The 22244-nt window shown below is 52.1% G+C and carries 18 protein-coding genes; 3 read left to right on the top strand and 15 right to left on the bottom strand.

Going from position 1 to position 22244, the window contains the following annotated elements; translation table 11 throughout:
• Positions 1–10: 10 nt before the first annotated feature.
• The 7 genes from B5D23_RS06880 to B5D23_RS06850 all read right to left on the bottom strand — a co-directional run bounded on the left by B5D23_RS06880 (position 11) and on the right by B5D23_RS06850 (position 6334).
• The gene (locus B5D23_RS06880) at positions 11–286 is read right to left on the bottom strand and encodes a hypothetical protein (protein WP_200803639.1); all 276 of its coding nucleotides are present in this window, start codon (positions 284–286) and stop codon (positions 11–13) included.
• A gap of 178 nt (positions 287–464) precedes the next feature.
• A complete protein-coding gene (locus B5D23_RS06875; RefSeq protein ID WP_078684686.1) occupies positions 465–1640 on the bottom strand; it encodes a type IV pilus twitching motility protein PilT in 1176 nt (391 codons plus the stop codon).
• Positions 1640–2707 carry a type IV pilus twitching motility protein PilT gene (locus tag B5D23_RS06870; RefSeq protein ID WP_078684685.1) on the bottom strand — a complete coding sequence of 356 codons (1068 nt, stop codon included), beginning with the start codon at positions 2705–2707 and terminating at the stop codon, positions 1640–1642. The genes B5D23_RS06875 and B5D23_RS06870 overlap by 1 nt, the downstream gene beginning before the upstream one ends.
• A 38-nt stretch (positions 2708–2745) precedes the next feature.
• Positions 2746–3312: a CDP-diacylglycerol--glycerol-3-phosphate 3-phosphatidyltransferase gene (pgsA, locus tag B5D23_RS06865; RefSeq protein ID WP_078684684.1), complete on the bottom strand. Its 567-nt coding sequence runs from the start codon at positions 3310–3312 to the stop codon at positions 2746–2748.
• A gap of 336 nt (positions 3313–3648) precedes the next feature.
• On the bottom strand, positions 3649–4545 hold the full coding sequence (locus B5D23_RS06860) for an Mrp/NBP35 family ATP-binding protein (protein ID WP_078684683.1): 897 nt from the start codon (positions 4543–4545) through the stop codon (positions 3649–3651).
• A 152-nt stretch (positions 4546–4697) separates the two neighbouring features.
• Positions 4698–5663 (bottom strand): DUF368 domain-containing protein, encoded by a 966-nt coding sequence (locus tag B5D23_RS06855; RefSeq protein WP_078684682.1) that lies wholly within the window; start codon positions 5661–5663, stop codon positions 4698–4700.
• A 29-nt stretch (positions 5664–5692) separates the two neighbouring features.
• Positions 5693–6334 carry a protein-L-isoaspartate(D-aspartate) O-methyltransferase gene (locus B5D23_RS06850; RefSeq protein WP_078684681.1) on the bottom strand — a complete coding sequence of 214 codons (642 nt, stop codon included), beginning with the start codon at positions 6332–6334 and terminating at the stop codon, positions 5693–5695.
• Positions 6335–6523: 189 nt separating this feature from the next.
• Between B5D23_RS06850 and B5D23_RS06845 the strand changes: the two genes are divergently transcribed.
• Positions 6524–6964 (top strand): CBS domain-containing protein, encoded by a 441-nt coding sequence (locus tag B5D23_RS06845; RefSeq protein ID WP_078684680.1) that lies wholly within the window; start codon positions 6524–6526, stop codon positions 6962–6964.
• A gap of 75 nt (positions 6965–7039) precedes the next feature.
• Here the strand turns inward: B5D23_RS06845 and B5D23_RS06840 are convergent, their stop codons facing one another.
• From B5D23_RS06840 to B5D23_RS06825, 4 genes are all read right to left on the bottom strand, one after another.
• Positions 7040–7306 (bottom strand): HypC/HybG/HupF family hydrogenase formation chaperone, encoded by a 267-nt coding sequence (locus B5D23_RS06840; protein WP_078684679.1) that lies wholly within the window; start codon positions 7304–7306, stop codon positions 7040–7042.
• Positions 7284–7829, bottom strand: a complete 546-nt coding sequence (locus B5D23_RS06835) for a HyaD/HybD family hydrogenase maturation endopeptidase (RefSeq protein ID WP_078684678.1) — start codon at positions 7827–7829, stop codon at positions 7284–7286. Before B5D23_RS06835 ends, B5D23_RS06840 begins: the two co-directional genes overlap by 23 nt.
• Positions 7830–7921: 92 nt before the next feature.
• Positions 7922–9640, bottom strand: coding sequence for a nickel-dependent hydrogenase large subunit (locus tag B5D23_RS06830; protein ID WP_078684677.1), 1719 nt, complete (start codon positions 9638–9640; stop codon positions 7922–7924).
• Positions 9641–9707: 67 nt separating this feature from the next.
• Positions 9708–10661 (bottom strand): hydrogenase small subunit, encoded by a 954-nt coding sequence (locus B5D23_RS06825; protein WP_078684676.1) that lies wholly within the window; start codon positions 10659–10661, stop codon positions 9708–9710.
• Positions 10662–11211: 550 nt separating this feature from the next.
• On the opposite strand from B5D23_RS06825, the gene B5D23_RS06820 reads away from it, so the two are divergent.
• Together B5D23_RS06820 and B5D23_RS15035 are read left to right on the top strand one after the other, a co-directional pair.
• Entirely contained in the window at positions 11212–12540 is a 1329-nt protein-coding gene (locus B5D23_RS06820; RefSeq protein WP_200803638.1) for a M23 family metallopeptidase, read from the top strand.
• Between the two features lie 189 nt (positions 12541–12729).
• Positions 12730–12897, top strand: coding sequence for a hypothetical protein (locus tag B5D23_RS15035; protein ID WP_159445944.1), 168 nt, complete (start codon positions 12730–12732; stop codon positions 12895–12897).
• A gap of 108 nt (positions 12898–13005) precedes the next feature.
• Here B5D23_RS15035 and ung read toward each other — a convergent pair whose 3' ends face one another.
• The 4 genes from ung to B5D23_RS06795 form a co-directional block, all read right to left on the bottom strand.
• A complete protein-coding gene (ung, locus tag B5D23_RS06810; RefSeq protein WP_078684674.1) occupies positions 13006–13671 on the bottom strand; it encodes a uracil-DNA glycosylase in 666 nt (221 codons plus the stop codon).
• 87 nt (positions 13672–13758) lie between these two features.
• Positions 13759–17355: a PEP/pyruvate-binding domain-containing protein gene (locus tag B5D23_RS06805; protein ID WP_078684673.1), complete on the bottom strand. Its 3597-nt coding sequence runs from the start codon at positions 17353–17355 to the stop codon at positions 13759–13761.
• Between the two features lie 217 nt (positions 17356–17572).
• Positions 17573–21277 (bottom strand): pyruvate carboxylase, encoded by a 3705-nt coding sequence (locus B5D23_RS06800; protein WP_078684672.1) that lies wholly within the window; start codon positions 21275–21277, stop codon positions 17573–17575.
• 62 nt (positions 21278–21339) lie between these two features.
• Positions 21340–22227: a biotin--[acetyl-CoA-carboxylase] ligase gene (locus tag B5D23_RS06795; RefSeq protein ID WP_078684671.1), complete on the bottom strand. Its 888-nt coding sequence runs from the start codon at positions 22225–22227 to the stop codon at positions 21340–21342.
• Positions 22228–22244: the final 17 nt, after the last annotated feature.

Below are 22244 nucleotides of genomic sequence, written 5' to 3'. Positions count from 1 at the left end.
ACGCTCCATTCTACTGCACAAGTTTCGGACGGTCCTGCGAGGTCGAAGCGAGCTGCAGCGGAGCGCGCAGCTCTTCCAGAAAATTCGATGTGGCGCGCTCTATGCGCCGGACATCTTCTTCCTCAACATGAACCTGATCTATGCGTTTCATAAACGCCTTGAGCTGGCTGAATTCGTCAAGCAACACGTGCCCAAGCTGCAGGCGTTCTAGGTCCTGCTCCAGCTCAACGATTGTTTCCAGACAGTTTAAGAGTCTGGTCTGGAGGACTGCATTCTTGGAATCCATGATTTTCCATCTGGTTGAAGTCCGCGTCTCATTCATGCCCACCCTAGCGTCTTTCATAGCCCCGAATTGCCCCCGGAGGCAACTCTGTCACGTAGGCATCGCCCGGTTCATATAGGAATTCCACACGTTATGAAAGAAAAAAACGACTTCTGCTCAGAACTCGTGGACGTTCTCTCGCCTAAAACGCGCTCCACTCATAATCATCGTCGAGTGTAAGCCCCTTGAGGGAAGATGTCGATTTGCCGCTTTTGGCTCTCCAACGGTCCAACTCTTGCCGAACGGCAGTGACATCCGTAGCGTTTTCAAAAACGCTCTCTTCTGTCAACAGCCCTTTTGCGTGCAAAAACAGGACACTCTGATCCATCGAGCACATTCCCTGAGATCCAGACTCCGTCAAAATTTTACGAAAAACACCGTCGCGTAACTCTCCCTGCAAGATTGCCTCGCGGATTCGCAAGCTCGACCGCAAGACTTCGACAGCAGGAACAAGGCCGCCACCTTTTTTTGCGCACAAACGCTGCGAAACAACCGCAGCCAAACTTTGGGCAAGTCGCTGCCGCACAAAAGATTCTTCACCCGAGGGGAACATACCAAGTATGCGGTTCAGTGTCTGCCCGGCATCTGTCGTATGCAGGGTTGCAAAAACAAGCAGCCCAGCCTCAGCCGCCTGGAGGGTGATCCCAAGACTTTCCCGGTCCCGAATCTCACCCACCATAAGAACCTGAGGCGACTGCCGCAGAGCTGAACGCAGCCCCTCGGCAAAACCTGAAAAATCACGTCCAAGCTCCCGCTGACTCATCACCGCCCGCTTCTGTGGATAAATGTACTCCACAGGGTCCTCAAGCGTAATAATGTGCACAGCGCGCTCTGAATTAATCTTCTCCAGCAGCACGGCAAGACTGGTTGATTTCCCGTTTCCGGCAGCTCCAGTCACAAGAACCAGCCCTCGACGAAGTGCCGCAAGGCGCGTCACAATATCCGGAAGCAGCAGGTCTTTTGCACTTGGAACCTGTGCTGGCAAACGCCGAAGGACAACACAGGGGTATCCCATCTGTCGAAAGATATTGGCCCGAAAACGAATCTCTCCACAAGAAAACGAAAAATCACAGGCTCCGTGCGTCGTATACGCCTGCAACGCAGTTCCCCGCCCTTTCATCAGCCCCATGGCAAAGGCTTCGCAGCTCTTGGGCGTCAGCGGGGACATGCCTTCAGTAATCATGCCTTCACATGCCGCATCTTCAAACACCTTGTCCTGCATCACCTGCACTGGCCGCCCCACTGTCAGCACAATGTCAGACGCTGTGGGATGAGCCTCTACCACACGCGACAAAAACGCTTCACATGATTCAGCCATCAGGAACTCCTCTCCGCAAGCTGAGCGCGAAACCGGGAAGAATTCTCTGCAAAAACAATGGCATCTTCTGCTCGAATCACCCCACGCTCCACAAGGTCCAGCATCGCATCATCAAGAGTCTGCATACCCAAACTCCTGCCTGTCTCAATCACGGACTGAAGCTGAAAAGTTTTGTTTTCCCGGATAAGATTCCGCACAGCAGGAACCCCAAGCAAAATTTCTAGTGCAGCAACCCGGCCCGAGCCATCCTTACGCTTGAACAGCGTCTGCGAAACAATGGCTCGCAGGGTCTCTGCAAGGCTTGAACGAATCTGTGCCTGCTGCTCCCCTGGAAAGACTTCAATAATCCGGTCGACAGTCTTTGCTGCGGATTGGGTATGCAGGGTGGAAAGCACAAGGTGCCCTGTTTCAGCAGCTTCAAGAGCGAGTTGAATTGTCTCCTTGTCGCGCATTTCTCCGACCAGAATCACATCAGGATCTTCTCGGAGCGCGCCACGAAGCGCAGCCTGAAAATTCAGGGTATCCCGGCCAAGCTCGCGCTGATTAATGAGCGACTGCTTGGGGCTATGCACAAATTCAATGGGATCTTCGATAGTCAGGATATGACGTGAAAGGGTCTCATTGCAGTGGTCCACCATCGCCGCAAGGGTCGACGACTTTCCGCTTCCAGTCGGGCCTGTGACCAGTACCAGTCCCTTTGGGAGCACACTGAGATTTTTCAAAAGAGAGGGAAGCCCCAGCTCATCAATGTTTTTCACTGAGATTGGGACTTCCCGAAACACTGCAGCAATGCCTCTGGCCTGCTGAAAAAAATTCACACGGTACCGGGCAAGTCCCGGCGCCTCATACGCAAAGTCAAGATCACCATTTTCTTCAAACAGTTTGACTTTTTCTTCTGGGGCCAGCTCAAACAGCATGGTCCTCAGCTCTTCGTGCTCAAGGACCTTGAACTTGACCCGCTGCAATTCACCATGCAGGCGAATAACGGGCTGACTTCCACTGGAGAGATGCAGGTCAGATGCCCCCATCTCGTGCATCATGCCAAGAAATGCGTCAATCTGAGCCATAATACCTTCCTTTGGATACCCGCTTTCACCTGCGCGAGCTATGCAGCATCAGCTCCCTGATGTTCTGACCAGTGGGAATAAAATTTACGCAAATAATTCCCGCCGGAGAACAGCGTCATAGCCAGAGCCAGGTACAGGAAAATCATACCGAGCTGGCGTGGGTCAAAGCCAAACCACGGAAAATGGAGAAGCAAAGGACAGAGAGCAAAAATCTGGATAACCGTCTTGAGCTTACCAAAACGGTCCGCAGCAAGCACCAGCCCCATATCAGAAGCAATAGCGCGAAGTCCTGTCACGGTGGTTTCACGGGCAATAATCAGAATGGTCACCCAAGCCGGGGCCCATCCCAACTCTACCAGCATAATCAGCACGGAACCAACAAGAATCTTGTCTGCAAGCGGGTCCAGAAACTTGCCGAAATTGGTCACCATTCCCATTCTGCGAGCCACCAGCCCATCAAAAAGGTCTGTCAGCGAAGCAATAATAAACAGTAGCATCGCAATAAGGCAGGTCACTTTTGTGGGAAAATACAGAAGCAGGATAATAACCGGAACAGCAAGAATACGTCCCAGAGTCAGTTTGTTGGCAAGATTGAGCTTTTTCATCAGGATCAGCCGCCCTTCTTCGATTCTTAAGGTTGGGCCTGTCGTCATGGCACAGCATGATTCATGACGGGCCAACCGCCCACGGTGGCGGTTCTGTTGCACACACTATCCAGGCAGCCGCGCTGCCTGTCTGTTTCCGAAAAGCTCGGTCCAATCAGAAACAGCACAGTTAATATTCCATAAAAAGAACGGGGAGAAAAGGAAGACCTTCTCTCCCCGTCATCTTCATGTCGAAGCCACTCACAGCATTCTGCTGCGCTGAAAAAGGTGACGCATTCCTCGGGAGCGGTCAACTCCGTAAAATGCCCGCTTCCAGCACAAGCCTTTTGCAAACCCTTAGGTGTGAATGGTCGAAATAGCCTCAAGGCTATTTTCAGCGGCTTCGCTGATCTCTTTGGCGATGCGCAGCAGTGCATCCTTGGCAGGAGAATCCTCGTCAAGGTAAACCACAGGCTTGCCCATATCACTGGAGACAACCGTTGTCGGGTCCAGCGGGATGGCACCAAGGAAAGGCAGGGCGTACTTCTCTGCCAAAAGTTCACCACCGCCCTTCTTGAACAGCGGGATTTCCTTATGGCAATGAGGACAAATAAGGCCACTCATATTTTCCACTACACCCAGCACATTGGCATGAGCATACTGGAGGAAATTTACAGCCTTACGTACGTCAGCAAGTGACAGCTCCTGAGGAGTCGTCACGACAACACACAGCGCATCCGGAATAGTCTTCAGGACGGTCATGTGCTCGTCACCGGTTCCCGGAGGCGAATCAATCAGCAGGAAATCAAGCTCGCCCCACGTCACGTCAGAAATGAACTGACGGATGGCATTGGTCTTCATGGGACCACGCCAGAGCACAGCCTGATCGGTGTCTTTCAGGAGGGAATCCATAGACACCACGTAAAGGTTTTCATTGTATTTCTTGGGCTGAATCAGGCCACCGCGAGAATCGCCGTCCAGCTGACCCTTGAGGCCAAGGAGACGCGGGACGCTCGGTCCATGAATATCAACATCAAGGATGCCGACCTTGTAGCCAAGTTTAGCCAATGCAGCAGCGGTATTTACGCAGACAGAGCTTTTGCCCACGCCACCCTTGCCGCTCATGATAAAGAGCTTGTACTTGATTTTCTCCAATGTGCTGGAGATCATCTGATCCTGAATGATCTGCTTGGCGTTGGGTTTTTTCTCCCCACCACCACCAGACGAGCAGGAACTACATCCAGATTCACTCATTCGTCTCGCCTCTTTCAGTGTTAGACGTCATTCTTCAAGCTGGTCTTCCAGCTCCCAGTAGCGCAAAAAGTGCACTGGACGATATGGACAATAAGTCTTTCCAGCCGGTTGACCAGACCGGGAGGAGAAATTTTTCACAAAAAATCAGTGTGTCAGGCGTTTTTTTGCCCTTTTCTGGAAACATAGTCCAGCAGAAGGACAAGGGCAAACCCGAGTGCCATAAGCCCCACGGCGTACATGACCTGCGTATCAAACTGATCCGGCAGGACATTTGTGTCCCGCAACACCCGCAGCTTGCCATTCACCATTTTGCTTTCCAGCACTTCTTTCCACGGCCAGACTTTTCGCGACGCACCAATCATAAAGCCCGTCAGACATGCAATGGTCTGCGAATGGTAGCGCGACAAAAAAACATGCAGCAATCGCGAAAACGCAGCAATACCGACCACACAGCCACAAGCAAATGTTGCCAGGACAAGCAGGTTGCCCCCATCAAAGGGATTACGCAAGGCACCGGTTATATACTCGTATTTCCCCAGTATCAAAAGGAGAAATGCACCGCTAATTCCTGGCAAGATCATCGCACATATGGCGATCATTCCACACAGGACAATAAACCACCAGCTTTCTGGAGTAGAGACCGGCAGCATCCCAACAAGGAACCAACTTGCAATCGCCCCCAGAACAAGGCTGCTCAGGGCCGCAGCATTCCACTTCTCTACCCCACGGCTCACAAGCAGGACAGAGCCAGCAATCAGCCCCAAGAATAGGGACCACGTGAGCACAGGTGCATTCTTCATAAGGGAGTTCATCAAGCCTGCCATGCTCACAAGCGCACAGCCAAGGCCTATAAACAGCGGAATCAAAAAACGAAAATGAATTTCCTGAACGCTTGCGTGAAGACGTCCATGCAAAAACGCAGAAATAGCCTTTGCATTCACAGAACGAATCGCTTCGATCAATTGCTCATAGATGCCCGTAATAAAGGCAACGGTTCCGCCAGAAACGCCCGGAACGATGTCCGCCGCGCCCATGCAGAAGCCTTTTGCAGCAAGCAAAAGAGCCTCAGAACGGGTTCGGGGTCCAGGACCAGATAACACTGATTGTAAAAATGACATGATGCTCCCAGTCTGTGCTCGGTTACACATTACCAGCCATGAGAGCCAACGAGGTCAACAAAGGCAACATTCCCATAGTTTTCCTCAGAAAGCGTGCCATTCTGACGCTGCACCATAATCAGCTCCTGCGTGCGTTTTGCACCGCCAACAGGAATCAGCAAAACACCGGGGTCTCCAAGCTGCGCCAAAAGAGGTGCAGGGATTTCCGGCCCTCCTGCCGTGACAATAATTCTGTCAAATGGTGCGCGCTCCGGCCAGCCCAAAGTGCCGTCATCAAGCTTGAGGTGAATGCGTGCATAGCCCATATCCTGCAGACGTCGACGTGCGATCTCATGCAGTTCTGGTATGCGCTCTACAGTATAGACCTCTGCCCCAAGCTCTGCGAGGACCGCAGCCTGATAGCCAGACCCTGTTCCGATCTCCAGAACCCGCATCCCCGGGCGGACATCGAGCAGGTCCGTCATCAGTGCAACCGTGTACGGCTGCGAAAGCGTCTGCTTATACCCAATCGGCACAGGATGATCCTGATATGCCTGAGCCTGAAGCGCCTCATCAACAAAGAGGTGACGCTTGATCTTGAGCATCGCGTTAAGCACTGCTGTATTTCTAATTCCTCGCGCTGCAATCTGGGTGCGGACCATTCGCTCCCTATTTCGCCGCAAATCAACCATTACCGTGCCTTCCTTCTTTGCCCAAGCTCCTCATATAACGGGCCATCCCGTAAAAAAACTCTTGGCGACATGGGATGAAAAACAAATTTCTGGAATCAAGTCAACAGACTCGCGGCTCTTTAGCTCGTGGCTTGACAGCATTTCACTCTCAGCCGACTATTCTATAACATGTAACAAAGGAGAGTGGATATGCTCGCTGTAAAAGATCTGATGACAAAAGATGTCTTTACGCTCCGGGAACTGGATACACTTCGGACAGCCCGCTCCATGATGTCTCTGGCCCGTATTCGCCATATTCCTATTGTCTCCGAGAATATGGACTTTAAGGGACTCGTCACACACCGCGACATTCTGGATGCAACACTTTCGCGCTTTGCGGATGTGGACAAAGAAACACAGGATGAGCTGGACCTCGGAATTCCCATCCGTGAACTTATGCGCACGGATGTGCATGTTGTATCCCCTGAGGCTCCCCTGCATGATGCCATCGAAACTCTGCTGACGCACAAATACGGATGCCTGCCAGTTCTGGACAAGGGTAAACTCGTCGGCATCATTACCGAAGCAGACTTTCTTAAACTCACCCTGCGGCTTATGGACACATTAAGCGCACAGGGCATTGAAATTTAGTTCCATCTCAGATTTATTCGCCCAAAACAAAAAGGCCCTCCTCGCAATGAGAAGGGCCTTTCTTTGTATACAGGACTACAGGTCAAACGCGGTGTTTCCAACCGGGCGAACCCCGGCCAGCTCACTCATTTCGTTCAACAGGTCAAGGGTCTTGCGGGCTTCTTCCTGCTCGACCGTACTAATGGCAAAACCAGCGTGCACTAGCACGTAATCGCCAATCGCAGGTTTATCCTTGAGCAGCAAAAGCGAACACTTCACAAAGGTCTGCGAATCTCCAACCTGAACATTTGCCAGATCGTCGTCCAAAAGTTCTGTCACCTTACACGGTGTGGCCAGACACATACTCTTTTTCCCCCTCAGTTGAAGCTGGGACAGGCGTCCAGCTTCCGCCAGCAGCCTGAATCTCTTTCAGCGTCATATCGATCATTTCAGGAATCTTGTCCAGCAGAACCTGGCTGATCTCCAGTGACGGGTCCGTCTGATACACCTTCGGTTCGATGCCAACAATCACCGCCGAAGGACGTTTTCCAGTAATGAGTTCCACGCAACACAGGGTTTCGAGCAGGTCCATGTCGTGGAACGAGTTCTTGAATGCAAGAGAAAGTTTCAGGTCATCGCCATGAAGACGGTACAGCGTCCCAGGCTCGTGACCGTTAATCACGGCATCCACAACGATGACATAGTCAGATTCTGAAATAGGGTCTGTCAAAACCAAACCACGGGTTCCCCCGTCTATCAGCTCGACATTGTCGGAAAAGACAAACTGCTCTTCCAGCTTTTCCAGAACACGTACACCAATTCCCTCGTCCCGGAGTAAAATATTACCGCATCCCAGAACAAGGATTTTCTTTACTGTATCTGTCACGCAAACTCCAGTCCGTTGAAAAAACAAAGAACCCGGCCCAATACGATGGGCCGGGTTTATTTATAATCGATTCAGCAATTATGTCTACAGATTTAGCAAACCTTAAACTTGTAGACTTCGTTGCTCTTCGGATCGATGACATGCACGCCACAGGCAATACAGGGGTCATAGGAGTGGACTGTACGCAGGATTTCAACAGGGCGCTTAGGATCAGCAACAGGAGTGCCGATAAGGGCTTCTTCTGTGGGTCCAAGCGTACCGTCATCACGGCGCGGTCCGAGATTCCAGGTGGAAGGAACAACCAGCTGGAAGTTCTTGATCTTGCCACCTTCGATTTCGATCCAGTGAGACAGCGTACCGCGAGGAGCGTTAACAAAGCCCACGCCGTATGCCTTGTCGGGCATTTCAAACGGAGCAATGATTTCGGCCTTGCCGCTGGCAACGTTCTTCTCAACAGTGGTGATCCACTTGAGCATTTCGTCGCCAACAACCTTGGTTTCGATGCAGCGAGCTGCGGTACGGCCAAGGGTGGAGAACAGTGCTTCGGGGCCAACACCAAGATGGCTCAGCAGCTGATTCACGAGTTTCACTGTCGGCTCATGGTTCTTGCCATAGGCAACGAGAACCTGTGCGAGCGGGCCAACTTCTGTAGACTTGCCGTCGTACTCAGGAGCTTTCATCCAGCTGTACTTACGGGTGTCTTCAGAAGTCATGTGGTCCATGTCAGTGTACATGGGCTTGGTTTCGCCCTTCCAAGGATGCTTGGGATCGCCGTCTTCGTACCAGCCGTACTTGACGCCCTCTTCGATGTACTTGCCATCAAATTCTTCAACCTTGGAGATGTCGCGATTGTAAATCACGCCAGAAGGCATAAAGCGGGTGCTCGGATCGCCTTCGTTGGTCGGGAATTCACCACAGGACATAAAGTGCGTGGTGCGGCCAATGGCGCCCCAGTCCAGATAGTACGGAGCAACAGCCTTGATATCCGGCCAGTAGGTATCGTTCACGAAGGTCATGGTCTCCTGATACAGGGCCTTGAACTTCTTGAGATTTTCCTTCTTGAGGATATCGTAGCAGGTGATGCCGCCTTCATAGAGGCTCTGGGTGTGCGGGTTCTTGCCACCGATCATAGCCATCATACGAGCGGGCAGAAGCTGGAGCTTCAGGGCCTGCAGGTAGTGATGCGTCGCAAGCAGGTTCAGCTCGGGCGGAAGCTTGTATGCCGGATGTGGCTCCAGGAAGTACGCATTGGAGAAGATACCGAGCTGGCCGGAACCAACAAACTTCTTCAGACGAGCCTGGGTTTCTTCCAGTTCCTTCACCGTGTGCTTGCGATGGCCAAGGCCAGCACCGTTTGCGAGGTCAGCAGACTTTTTGGGGTCAGCAGACAGAGCGCTTACGACGTCAACCCAGTCAAGGGCATGGAGGTGATAGAAATGCACGATATGGTCATGCATAAACTGAGCGCCGAGCAGCATGTTACGCAGCATAACGCCAGTTTCAGGGATTTTTTTGTCAACGCCAATGGCATTTTCGACACAGCGTGTCGAAGCCAGCGCGTGGGTATGTGTACAGACACCACAGGAGCGCTGAGTAAAGTGCTTGGCATCGCGAGGGTCACGGCCCTGAAGGATGAGTTCGAGACCGCGGAAAAGCTGAGAGCTAGACCATGCGTTCTTGACGCGGCCGTTCTCGACTTCAACCTCAATGCGGAGGTGTCCTTCAATTCTGTTAATAGGATCGATAACGACCTTACCTGAGTAATCTCCAACAGGAGTTACAGGGGCCGCCTTTGGTTTACAACTTGCCATAGTTCCTCCTCATGATCACAAGAGTCTTAAATTTAACCGGAAAGCGCTAACCAGTGGCACGCAGCCACTAGCCTTCTTCATAGAAGGGGCTCATTTCATCCCAGAAGTCTGGCTCAGAGCATCCGATGCAGGGATGGCCAGCCTGAATGGGGAAGCTCACCTGGTTAAACAGAACCTTCGGGCAGTTGTTGTATGTGTCGGGGCCTTTGCAACCCAGTTCATACAGGCAATACCCCTTCTTTGCCTCTTCGGAATCAAAGGAAGGCGCAAAAAGACCTTCTTCAAAGTATTTCAGACGCGGGCAGTTTTCATGCACGGTTTCACCGTAGAACAGGGTCGGACGACCGTATTCATCAAGTTCCGGCATACCCTTGGTCAGGTAGTACACGACCGTACCGATGAAGCTCATCGGGTTCGGCGGACAGCCAGGAACGTTGATCATTGGAGCGCCACCAAGCGCTTCACTACAGCCCTTTGCACCAGTCGGGTTTGGTGCAGCTTTCTGAACACCACCATAAGCAGAGCAGCTACCAATGCAGATAGTAGCCTTTGCCTTGGGGTATACGTCTTCAAGAATGGACAGCATGGTTTTGCCGCCAACCTTGCCGTAAATGCCGCCGTCCTTGGTCGGAACAGCACCCTCGAGAACCAGCACAAACTGCCCTTCTTTTTCCTTCACAGTCTTGTGCAAGACTTCTTCAATGGCCTCACCGGCACACTGCATAAGGGTCTCATGGTAGTCGAGCGACAGAACGTCAAAGATGACCGTTGCGATGTCCGGTTCAGTGCTGCGGAGCACAGACTCGGAGCAACCGGTGCACTCTGCGAAATGCAACCAGACCACGGTGGGTCTTTCTTTCGCCGTCAGAGCTTCGGCCACCTTCGTGGGAGTGAAGGTCGCATCGGCTGCCATTGCAGCAGATACAGCGGCGCAGAATTTCATGAAGTCACGGCGTGAGATGCCCTTTTCTTTCAAGGCTGCCATCACGTCATGCTTACCGCTACCAATCGAAAACTTCATAGCACACCTCCATAGTTGCATGACCAGAGAGAACATTGCGCCGGACAAGACACACTGTTTCGCCGTTCAAGCAGGTTATTCACCGACACTGCGTGAGTGGAGTAATATTGCTGATGAAAGACCACAAATACAGCTTTGCGTCAATGGAAATAGCCAATATTTTCGAGTAACTCTCTGTCTCTTGGTAAATTTTATAAGATCTTTTAAATTGTATGCGCCTCTGTATCACCTTTTAAAAAATCTTATGCATCATACTCACAGCTTTACTCTAATCCCGTATATGCTCGTATCACAGTTATGCAGTATGTTTTTCGCCATCTCATCACCTTTCGCAGAGGCTTGACTGTTTAACCATTCAACCCCATAGTCCTCTCAACTCTGCGCAGTGTGCGCAAAGCCACATTCCCCTGCCCTCGCCCCGCGTTGCGCAGCCAAGAAATCTTGTGACATGACTTGGCACCAGACGACTAACCAGTTATCCTGCTAAGAGTATCTTCATCGACAATCCCAGATGAAATTCTGGTAAACCCCTCAAACGAGTTTTGGTGGTATGAAAAAATTTCTTATTTACACGCTCATTCTTATTGTCCTTGCCGCTGCGGCCTTTGGCTTCGTAGCCTATTTTAAGGACACAGATGCCCCCAAGCTGGCCCTCACCCCAGACAAAGGATACATCGGCACCGAAGCACCCTTTGTTCTCGAAGTGCAGGACCCCATTACCGGCATCAAAGAAATTTCCGTCGTCGCAAGCCAGGGCGACAAGAGCATCTCTCTCCTCTCCGTCACAAGCTTTGCCGACCCGCTGCACTCCAGCCTCGAGTTCGACCTCAGCAAGTCCGGCTTCAAAAACGGTTCGCTGACTATCTCTGTGACAGCCACCGACCGTTCCATTTACAACATGGGCAAGGGGAATACCTCCATCAAGCAGTGGAAGTTTGACCTCGACACAGAAAAACCCCGCATCCTCGTTCTCTCCCGCCAGCACAACATCGCCCGCGGTGGAACAACAGCCATTACATACACAGTTAACGAGCCTGTCTCCAAAAGTGGCATTCAGGTCAAAGGCCACTTTTTCCCCGGCTATCAGCAGCCAAGTGGTGCCTATCTGTGTTTCTTTGCTTACCCGCAGGACCTCACGGAAGAGGAGTTCCAGCCAGCTCTCATCGCGACCGACAAGGCCGGTAACTCCAGCCGTGGATCTTTTTATTACCACACGATTAACAAAAAATTCCGCCACGATGTCATCAATCTGCCAGACCGTTTTCTCAATGCGAAAATGCCGCAGTTTGAAGATGACTTCCCGGATGCCAAGACCCAGCTTGAGCGTTACCTGCTCGTCAACCGCGAGCTTCGCGTTAAGAACCGCGCCCGCATGCGTGTACTCGGACAGCAGACGTTACACACTCCGCAGTGGGCTGGACGCTTTCTCCGGCTCCCCAACGCTGCAAACCGTGCCCGTTTTGGCGACCGTCGCATTTACCGCTATCACGACAAGGACGTCGACCATCAGACCCATCTCGGCATTGACCTTGCCTCCATCAGGAATGCCAAGGTCCCCGCTGCCAACTCAGGCAAGATTGTCTTTACTGGCTTCTTTGGCATTTATGGCGACACTGTCATTATTGACCATGGTTGTGGCTTAATGACGCTCTATGCCCATCTGAGCCAGATTGGCGTCAACACTGGCGACACTGTGAACCGTGGCGACATCATCGCCCGCACAGGTGCGACTGGCCTCGCTGGTGGCGACCATCTTCACTTTGGCGTCTTTGTCGGTGGCATTCCCGTCGACCCCATTGAGTGGTGGGACGCCCGATGGATCAAGAACAACATTCAGACAAAACTCGACCTCGCCAAGTCGGGAAAGGCTGCTGATTAGCAGCGCTTGGGTGGGTGGGGTACGAGACTCCGTCTCGTGCTCTGCAAGGGGCGCTGCCCCTTGACTCCGCCCAAGGACGAGGCCCTTGGGAATCCCGATTTCGCCCGAAATAAAAGGGGCCGGATGAGTGAAAGCCTTTGGCTTTCCCCTTCATCCGGCCCCTTTTTTTCGGCCAAATTAACTGGGTGTGTGTTCTTTTTCTTTGCGCTCCAGTCCTTTCTTTCTGAACGCAAGCGTTCAGAAAGAAAATGGTGGCAACTCGCAGAAAAGAAAGACGCTCTCGACGTTATTTTCATCAAGTTTGAATTCCATTCACGCGAAGCGTGGATGGAATTCAAACTCGCTGAGGATACGTAAGGGAATCATTCCCTTACGCGGGGGTTTGGGGGCTGGCCCCCAATTTCCCCCACCCTCCCATCCAGCACTCACGTGCTGGGGCAGCCCCCCAATTTTCTCTCACCAATCCTACCACTCGATAGCAGTTTTACTGTGCGAAATGAGATAGTCATTAGCGAGGGCGAAATGATTGCAGCCAAAGAAGCCACGATACGCAGAGAGTGGAGAGGGATGCGCAGCCTCAAGAACGCAGTGAGCGCGGCGGTCAATGTTCTCTCCGCGCTTGCGGGCGTCGCCACCCCAAAGGAGAAAGACAAGATGCTCCCTCTGGAGAGCCAAAGCCTGCACAATCGCAGCAGTCAGCTCAAGCCAGCCAAGACGGGAATGCGAGGCGGCCTTGCCTTCTTCAACGGTTAGAGAGGCATTCAGAAGCAATACCCCCTGCTCCACCCAGCGGGATAAATCAGTTGAATGCTCCCGATTCTGATGAGGATACAGTGTTGCATCTATTTCCTTAAAGATATTGCGAAGCGACGGCGGAAGCTTGGTTCCTTCTGGCACAGAAAAGCTCAGGCCATGCGCCTGACCGGGGCGATGATACGGGTCCTGCCCAAGAAGGACGACTTTAACATCCTGAAAAGCAAGCTTCTCAAGCGCGGCGAACTCCATTCCTCTTGGGGGAAAAATGCTCTTGGTACGCCGCATCGCAGTGACCTTGTCGATCAACTCAAGATGATAGCCCTCTGCCATAAGTGGAACGTGCTGAACCCATGATTCTAAATGTGTCGTGCTCATAACTCTACTGTACGTAAAAAAGCCTCCTGAACCCAATGGGAACAGGAGGCTTTGTTTATTTTCTATGCTGCAAGAAGAGCATGCGCGCTAGGCAATGCCAAGGGCTTTGCGCTGCTTTGCAAGAGCTTCTTCCTGTTCCTTGAAGGAAGCGAAACCAGCCTGATGCAGAGCATCAGAAACAGTGTCTTCCCAGTTCCAGCTTGCGTAGATCACAGGCTTGTGGAAGGTGGCGCGGAAGTGCTCCATCTCCTGGCGGTAGAACTGTTCTTTCTCTTCGTCGAGGTTTTCGCGCAGCTGCTGTGCAAAGCGAGCCAGCTCACCCTCGTACCATTCAAGGAAGTCCTCAGGAGTTTTGTACTTCTTGAGGATGTGACCGTAATTCTCGGTCTTGAGCAACTCAATAAGGCGCTCAAGGTGACGAGCTTTCACCCACTTGCCGAGACCGGAAAGCGGAATGTTCAGGGCCTCAACGGCAGCCATGTCGTGCTTGGTCTGCTCGTAGGTGTCCGGAACAACGGAAGCGGCGGTGATACCAGCAATTGCGACGAGGCCACGGAGGATTTCGCTGTTGGAAACGCCCTGACCGCAGAAGCCGACTTTCTTGGCAAACTTCTGACCGGTGAAGATGGTCGCGAGGATTGCCCAGACAACTGCCGGATCTTCTTCGTCGTAGATGTGCTGGAGTCGAGCGTTGTCTCGGTCAGTAGCCAGCACAAGCTGAGTCATGTCGTTGGAGCCGATGGAGAAGCCATCGAATTCCTGAATGAACTGCTTGGCGAGAATGGCGTTGGCCGGAATCTCGGACATGAGGATGATCTTAAGACCATTCTCACCGCTCTTCAGCTTGTGAACCTGCTCAAGGTAACGCTTCATGCTGCGAGCTTCTTCCAGTGTGCGCACGAAGGGCAGCATCAGCTGGAGGTTCTTGCCGCCAAAGACGCCACGAGCAAGCTTGAATGCCTCGATTTCCCAGTCATGGATGTTTCTGGAAACACCACGATAACCGATCATCGGATTGGATTCATATGTTTCGAAGAGGCTGCCACCGATAAGGTTGCGGTACTCGTTCGACTTGTAGTCAGTGGTACGGTAGACAATGTCCTTTCCGTAGAATGCCATGGCAAAGAGAGCCAGGTTCTGGGACAGAGTCTGCGTGTAGTGCTCGCGACCATTGCGATAACCGCGAGACTTGATGATTTCTGCAATGCGTTCGGGCAGAGTGCGGATTTCTTCGATCTCTTTGGAGAGACCAACCTGACGGGAAACCTCGTCACGCATCTCGCTGATGCGGTTCAGCACGTCTGCAATGTACTCATCGCCTTCGACCAGAGCGACGTGTGCGTCGATCTTGGCCTGAAGCTCAGCACGGCGCTTCTGGATGTGCGGCTCGTTACCGGTGAGCATTTCCATTGCTTCGGCCCAGCCCATGATAACAGCCACGTGATCAGAAAGATGACGGGATGTTTTGAGCACGTCGAGACGATGGGTAGCCAGCTCAAGATGGTGATCAAGCTGCTTGTCCAGCTCACGCATGTGACGGTGAATAGCCAGAACCTCATCAGTGCCACCGGGAGTGCTTTCACGATCAGTCAGAGTCTTGAGCTGATCTGCGATGCCAGTCACGTGACCGACATACTCGCGGAGCTTGAGGTCGAGGGTACGAACGCCAGTAGCAAGCTGTTCCTGAACGCGCTTGGTCAGCTCCTGGTCCAGCTCTTCGAGCTTCTTGGAGACGAGCTTGTGCAACAGACCGGTGTCGTATGCTTCCAGAGCCATCGGGTGGATAGCGATATTGCCGAGCATGAACTCAGCACGAAGCAGCCCGACTTCGAAGCCCGGCACATTGCGCAGACGGGACAGGAACAAAGACTGACCAACGTCAGCGAGGATAAGACCAACCTTGGTCTTGGTCTTGGGCAGCTTTGCAGTATCAATGACACCACCAACCTCAATAAGAGGCAGCTTACCGCGGTAGACCTTGCCACGGGAACCGTCAACAGTCACTTCCTGACCATCAAGGTTGCGGAGGATCTCAGCACGCTGAATGCCGATAACAGCAGGAATGCCAAGCTCGCGAGAGGTAATAGCAGCGTGAGAGGTGTCACCACCCACGTCAGCGAGAATACCAGAAGCGATACGCATGCCAGGAACCATGTCCGGGTCAGTACGCTCTGCAGCGAGGATGTCACCCTTGTTGATCTTGTTGAGTTCCAGAGCGGAACGCAGGAAGCGAACAACACCCTGGCCAGCACCGCGGGAAGCACCGTTGCCTTCAACGATAACTTCAGCACGGGTCAGAGCCTTGGGGTCGACTTCGAGACGGCGCATAAAGATGGTCGTCGGGTGGGTAGCAAATTCTTCGTTCCAGCGGGTCTCAGGACGAGCCTGAACAAACCACAGACGATCAGAAGCATCGATACAGAACTCTGTATCCATGATCATGCCGCCATAGGCCTTGCTGATGGCGCGAACGCCACGAGCAACTTCTTCTGCCTGAGCGAGAGACAGTGACCACTGGAAGGTGTTGAACTCATCAACCTTGACGAGCTTGGTACCACCCTCGGGGGCGTAGACAATTTTCTTGTCCTTGCAGCCCATGAAGCGGATGACAACTTCTGCGCTGTCGTCACGCTTAAAGACATAAAACTTGTCGGGAGTTACCATGCCGCCAACAACAGCCTCACCAAGGCCGTAGCTTGCGTCGATGGAAACGAGATCCTTGTTATCAGTACCACGGCAGCCTGTAGCAGTATCAGCGGAGAAAGCCGTACCAGAAATTTCTGGACGGATCATGCGCATGATACAGACAGACAGAGAGGTGTTCTCAATAGCCCACTCCTCTTTGGCAGTCGCTGCAATGGCGTCGTTGCCAGTGCGCTCAGCTTCGGAGATGGCGTCGAGAATTGCCTCACGGCGATACGTCATGCTTCGGAGGTTGTAAGCGGATGCACAATCCCAATGGTAGGCTTCGGCGCAGTTCACCTCACCCACGATATTCAGATATGTGTCCTGAAGGCCTGCAAAGGCTTTTTTGCGGCTGTCTTCGCCTGCGGCAGAAGAACGAACTGCAACAGGGACATCCTCAAGGCCGGCTTCGCCACAAATGGCGTTGTAGGCAGAACGAACTTCGTTCTCAACTACAGCCGGTAGCGGTACGGAAAGGATAGCGGTCTGCACGAGGACAGAACGCTTGCGGAGCTGGTCAATACCTTCGGGGGAAGTTGCAAAACCATCAACGACGTTGTTGACGAAAGAGCGAAGTCTAACGCCCTTTTCCTGGTCCTGAATTCCACGAATTTTCAAAGCGACACGGCGAACAAATTTCTGAAGATATTCAGTGTCCTTGTTCACTTCTTCGCTATTCCAGTCGATGCGCTTATACTCCTCGTCAACAGTCGTTCTCACCAGAGCTGCGTCGACTTTGGTCTCGTCGAGGAGCTTGTGGAACGCGATGGAGGAGATAGCCCTAAACTGGGGGGCTCTAATACCTTCGACCTGACTGATAAGAGCGGTATTGTAGTTCTTGCCACCTACAATAATTTCCGCCTCTTCACCGATGGTAACGATATCCGCACCACACAGCACGATTTTCTTTTTGAGTTCGTCCACTTTTGATGCTTTTTGTTTAGCGGGTTTGGCGTTCGTTTTCTCAGCGTCAGCTACCTTCTGCTGTCCTTTGGCCATTCTCTCCTCCTATGAGAGCGGATCGGAAAACTTACATTGCTTTAGTCAACACGGTATCCGTGCTGGATGCAGCTCTAGGAAAATATCTTGGTCTTGGTCAAGACAATTTTCCCTCCAAGAGAGTCATATGCGCGATTATATTACGCTCCTGCAGCGAGCCTCGTCAACATAAGGTCCCGAGGAAAAGGCCGGGCCAATGACTTGGCCCGGATTGATATTACTGGAGTTTTTGTCCACAGGCAGGACAAAAAACAAAGTCATCCTTAAGGATAATGTGTCGACATGTTGGGCAGGTATGCGGAATTGGCCCAAGTTCGACCAAAAGCTCCCCTCCGCGTACGGGAACCATTTTTCGGTCGTGCTGGAAGTCAGCAAACTTGAGTACGCGCTTGACGACACCCTTCATGGGCGACAGCACCGCTTTTTCCTGCTTCATGATCGAGATATTGAACAGTTCCTCGCCCTGCTCCACAATGTCGCCGGGCTTCACATACATAATCCAGAGGTCACCATTGGACGGGGCGCCAATCTGCATTGCGTTGTCAGGATCTGCTTTTTCAAAATCATCACGGACTGTGCCCTTGGCCTCAGCAACCTTGATCTCGGTGCTAAAGAACTCAGAATCAAGAGAGTACCGAACAATAGATACACCCTGATCGTCAGGCTCAGACATGTGCAGAATTGTCATGCAATGCGGCTTCCTGTTCGTATCTTCGAACATCAGCTCACGGCCAACTTCGAGGCCTTCGAACCACACATCCAGCGGCACCCTGTTGCAATCACCAAAGGTCTCAGCAAACTCAATGGTCTTGAGGGCATCACCGGGATGGTTCAGATACATAACAAATTCTTCTTCGGACGGCTCGCGGCGCAGGCGGCTTGCCAGCTCCTGACGCTCAGCATCAAGATCAATCTCTGCCAGAGTTTCAAGCGGAGAATTCTCACTGCGATTTTCAAGAGCACACACATAGTCAGAACCAAACGCACTCTCGTAAACCCAGTTCGGCGGGAACCCAAGAGGCATTCTGCCAAACTTACCCATCAGCAAGTCACGGAATGCGTCATTGGAATCTCGGTACAGGGCAAGACGAGCCGTTTTCATAGCTTCCGGCATCTCGTTTTCTGGTGTGTTTACCACAAATTCCAGAACATCGAGCAGCTCCTGAACTTCTCGTTCACCACCACGCTTGTACGCTCCTGTCACAGCGAGGAATGCAGTATTCCACGTAATCTGAGAACCGGGAGTCACATCGTGGTAACGGACAATCTTTCTGGTTCCTGCAAGGAACTTCAGCATGTAGGGCAACAGGTGAATATAGCCCTGCTTCATGGCGCCTTCCTGGGACGAGGACGTTGCACCACCCGGCATACCGTGCTCGACCACATCATAATCCACACCCTGGAAATATGGTGCGGTATAGCGGTCATAATACGGCATGATCTGCTTCAGCATAAAGTTGCAGGAACGAATCATATCCTTATTCAAATTGGTCTTCAGGCCCAGCTCATCCTCAAGGTACGCTGCGGTGGAGAGAACTTCACCCTGCCCATACCAGCGAACACTCGCACCAAGCGCCGTATCAACGATATGCGCCCCTGCTTCTGCTGCGGCTCCCACAGCCGGAACAAACAAGCCATCTGTGTAGTGACGGTGGTAATGAAGCACCAGATCGGGATGTGCCTTACGGATAGCACCCACCAGTTTCCGCATAAAGCGGGGCGGACACACACCTGCCATATCTTTCAGACCAAGAATAATCATCTTCTCTGCCTGCTTACTGCTCACTCCTGCAACCTGTCGGACCAGTCCAAGAATCTCTTCGACCGCACCGAGGTAGTGCTCAACAGTGAAGCCCTTTGCATAAGAAAGGGATAAAGCAGGTTCAAAAATGTTGGACTCAGAAGAAAGAGCAACCTCTGCAAAAGGTCGCATGTTTTCAACATGATTCAGGAAATCAAAACAGCGGATAACGTCATAGTGCTGGTTAATGAGTTCGCCAGTACGACGCATGAGATTACGCGGCTGCGGCTTGTATCCAAGCACATTGGTCGAGCGGATAAGAATCTGCTTGAGTGACTTGGGAGCAAACTGATTCCACCGTTCTGCTTCTGTGAACGGATACGTCATGTTTGCCAGCATAGCGACATGGAAATGCGCCCCACCGCCATTCTCCAGCGAAAAGAACCCACAGTTATCCAAGTATGGTCCAATCAACTCGTCTTCTGCAAGGCGAAAACGGTTGCCAGTATTGGACTGGGTCTGGTCGCGAGTCGTGGTATCCGTGAAATGGACGTAGTCGCTATCACGCAGGAAATCCAAGACAGCCTTACGATCGCCACGCGGATACGGCGATTCGAATTCTGCAACATCACTGGACGGACGAACAGGAGTAAATCCGCCAATGCGCTTGTCTTTCTTGCCTCGGTATTCTCCGAGCTGCACATATGGGTTAAAGCCCTTGGCAGAAATTTCTGCAATCAGGCGGGACAGGCGATGAGCCTCACCTTCCTGATAGCGATAATTCATCAGCTCAGGATTCTTTGCGATAAAGTTGGTGTCATACACACCATCTCGGAACTGGCGATTTTTGATAATCTCAAAATGGAACGGCAAGGTCGTCTTCACGCCACCAATGCGGTACTCGCGAAGGGCACGCTCCATAACACGAAGCGTCTTTTTCCATGACTTGCCATATGCAACCAGCAAACTGGCTGCGGAGTCGTACTGTGAAGGAAATTCGTAGCCTGCGCACACACAGGAGTCGATTCGTACACCAGGGCCACCAGGAGACACGTATCGAGTAATCAGCCCGGAGTTTGGTGCAAAATTATTCTGGGGATCTTCGCAGTTAACGCGAACCTGCATAGCATGGTTCAGCGGACGAGTTGACTCCTCGGAAAAACGAAGGCGAGCGCCAAAAGCAATAGCAATCTGCTCCTCAACCAAATCGACACCGTAGCGGCATTCAGTAATGCCATGCTCTACCTGAAGTCGGGTATTGGCTTCGATGAGGTACGGTGTACCCTGCGCATCGACAAGGAACTCAACCGTTGCGAGAGAATGGTAGTCTGCGCCCAAAACGAGACGGCGGGCGTACTCCTTCAGGCGGGATCGCAGCTCTTCGGTCATTCCCGGCCATGGAGACGGCGTGATTTCAATCAGCTTCTGGTGGTTACGCTGAACGGTACAGTCGCGCTCATCAAAAGCAAAGGCATTGCCGTATTTATCGGAAAGGACCTGAATTTCGATGTGGCGAACGCTCGTCAGCAGGCGCTCAACATAGAGGCGAGGATTGCCAAAGGAGGCCTGAGCCATTGCAGAAGCCTTGGAAAAAGCATCTTCAAGCTGTTCTTTCTTGTAGACTTCATAGATGCCACGGCCACCGCCGCCACCCTCTGCCTTAAGCATAATCGGGTAGCCAATTTCTTTGGCGACTTCGCGGGCTTCGGGAATGCTCACTGCCGCATCAGAACCAGGAACGACAGGTACGCCAAGCTTTTTGGCAAGCTCTCGCACCTGAACCTTATTGCCCAGAATGCGCATCGGCTCAGAATTCGGGCCAAGAAATTCAATTCCAGCCTTGCGACACTTTTCAGGGAAGGTGTCATCCTCTGCGGCAAAGCCCCAGCCGGGATGAATGGCAATGATGCCTTTTGCTTTCGCTTTTCGGATGATGGTATCAATATCGAGATACGCGCGCGGATTATCCCCAAGCAGGAGAAGTTCCTGAACACCCGACGAGGCGGGAGAGGTCTTGTCCTGCTCTGTTGCTGTCATGACGGGGATTGCGCCGTACATCTCTCGGATAGAACGGGCAATTCGACGGGCTGGGATACCACGGTTTGCGACAAGAATACGCTTGCCTCGGACTTTTTCCAGAACCTCTGCGAAGGAGGTTTCTCGCGTGTTCTTCCCTGACAAGGCTTTTACTCCCTATGCGTAACGTTTGCTCCGCAGAACGCGGTAGCTTTGAGACTTGGCGGTTAGGCCGGAGATATGCTTCCAGTATAGAGGACATGCCTCTTTCCGGAGCGAAGAAGAATAAGTCCCCCATCCTCGGCAAGCCCAAGCACTGTGGCTCGATACTCGCCGTTCGAATCGTGGACGAGAACTTCCTGTTCCATATATGCCATATTTTGCGAGGCATACTCCAGAAAATTGCGAACTTCTGGGGAGCAGAACGTGGACTTGTACCAGCATTCAGCACGATTCACAAGTTGCAACCAAACGCTAAGAGGGCCCGGCACACCGTCATATTTTTGCAATGACAAGGCTTTTGGGGACCAGCTTTCACGAATTTCTGCATCTTCTGGAGCCGAAACAAGGTTAATGCCAATTCCAGCATACACCTTTTCCCCTCGCTCCTCGATGAGAATGCCACCAATCTTCTTACCATACACAAGAAGATCGTTCGGCCACTTTACCTGCACCGGAATTCCATACTCTTTGAAGGTCTCTGCACACAAAACTCCAAGTACCAAAGGCAATACTGCATCCCATTCTGGAGCAAAACGAGGCAGATACCATGCTGCATAAATATTCCCAACCGGAGAAACCCAGTGTCGGCGGAGTTGCCCCCGGCCAGAACGTTGGCTCACAGCAAGAACAGCCCCCCACTCCGGGAGCCTTCCCTGTTCCGCAAAGGATTTCACAAGGTCTAAACTGGAATTGCATTGTGCAGACACAATGACAGGAGCACCCTCCTGCGCTTTTGCATACCACACTCCGTGTGAATCGCTCTTCCACGGAGCAAATTTTTCACAATCAGTTTTCCATACAGGATGTATAGCAGAGAGTTCTTCTAAGGTAAGCTTCTCAATATCTTTTTCCTGCTCACCTTCATACAGAAAGATTTCCGGGCAGTTGCTCATAAAAGATACCTACTGCC

The organism is Desulfobaculum bizertense DSM 18034 (genome assembly GCF_900167065.1).
Lineage (GTDB): Bacteria > Desulfobacterota > Desulfovibrionia > Desulfovibrionales > Desulfovibrionaceae > Desulfobaculum > Desulfobaculum bizertense.
Note: the sequence above shows the minus strand (reverse complement) of the source record. Positions and strands in the feature narration are given on the sequence as shown.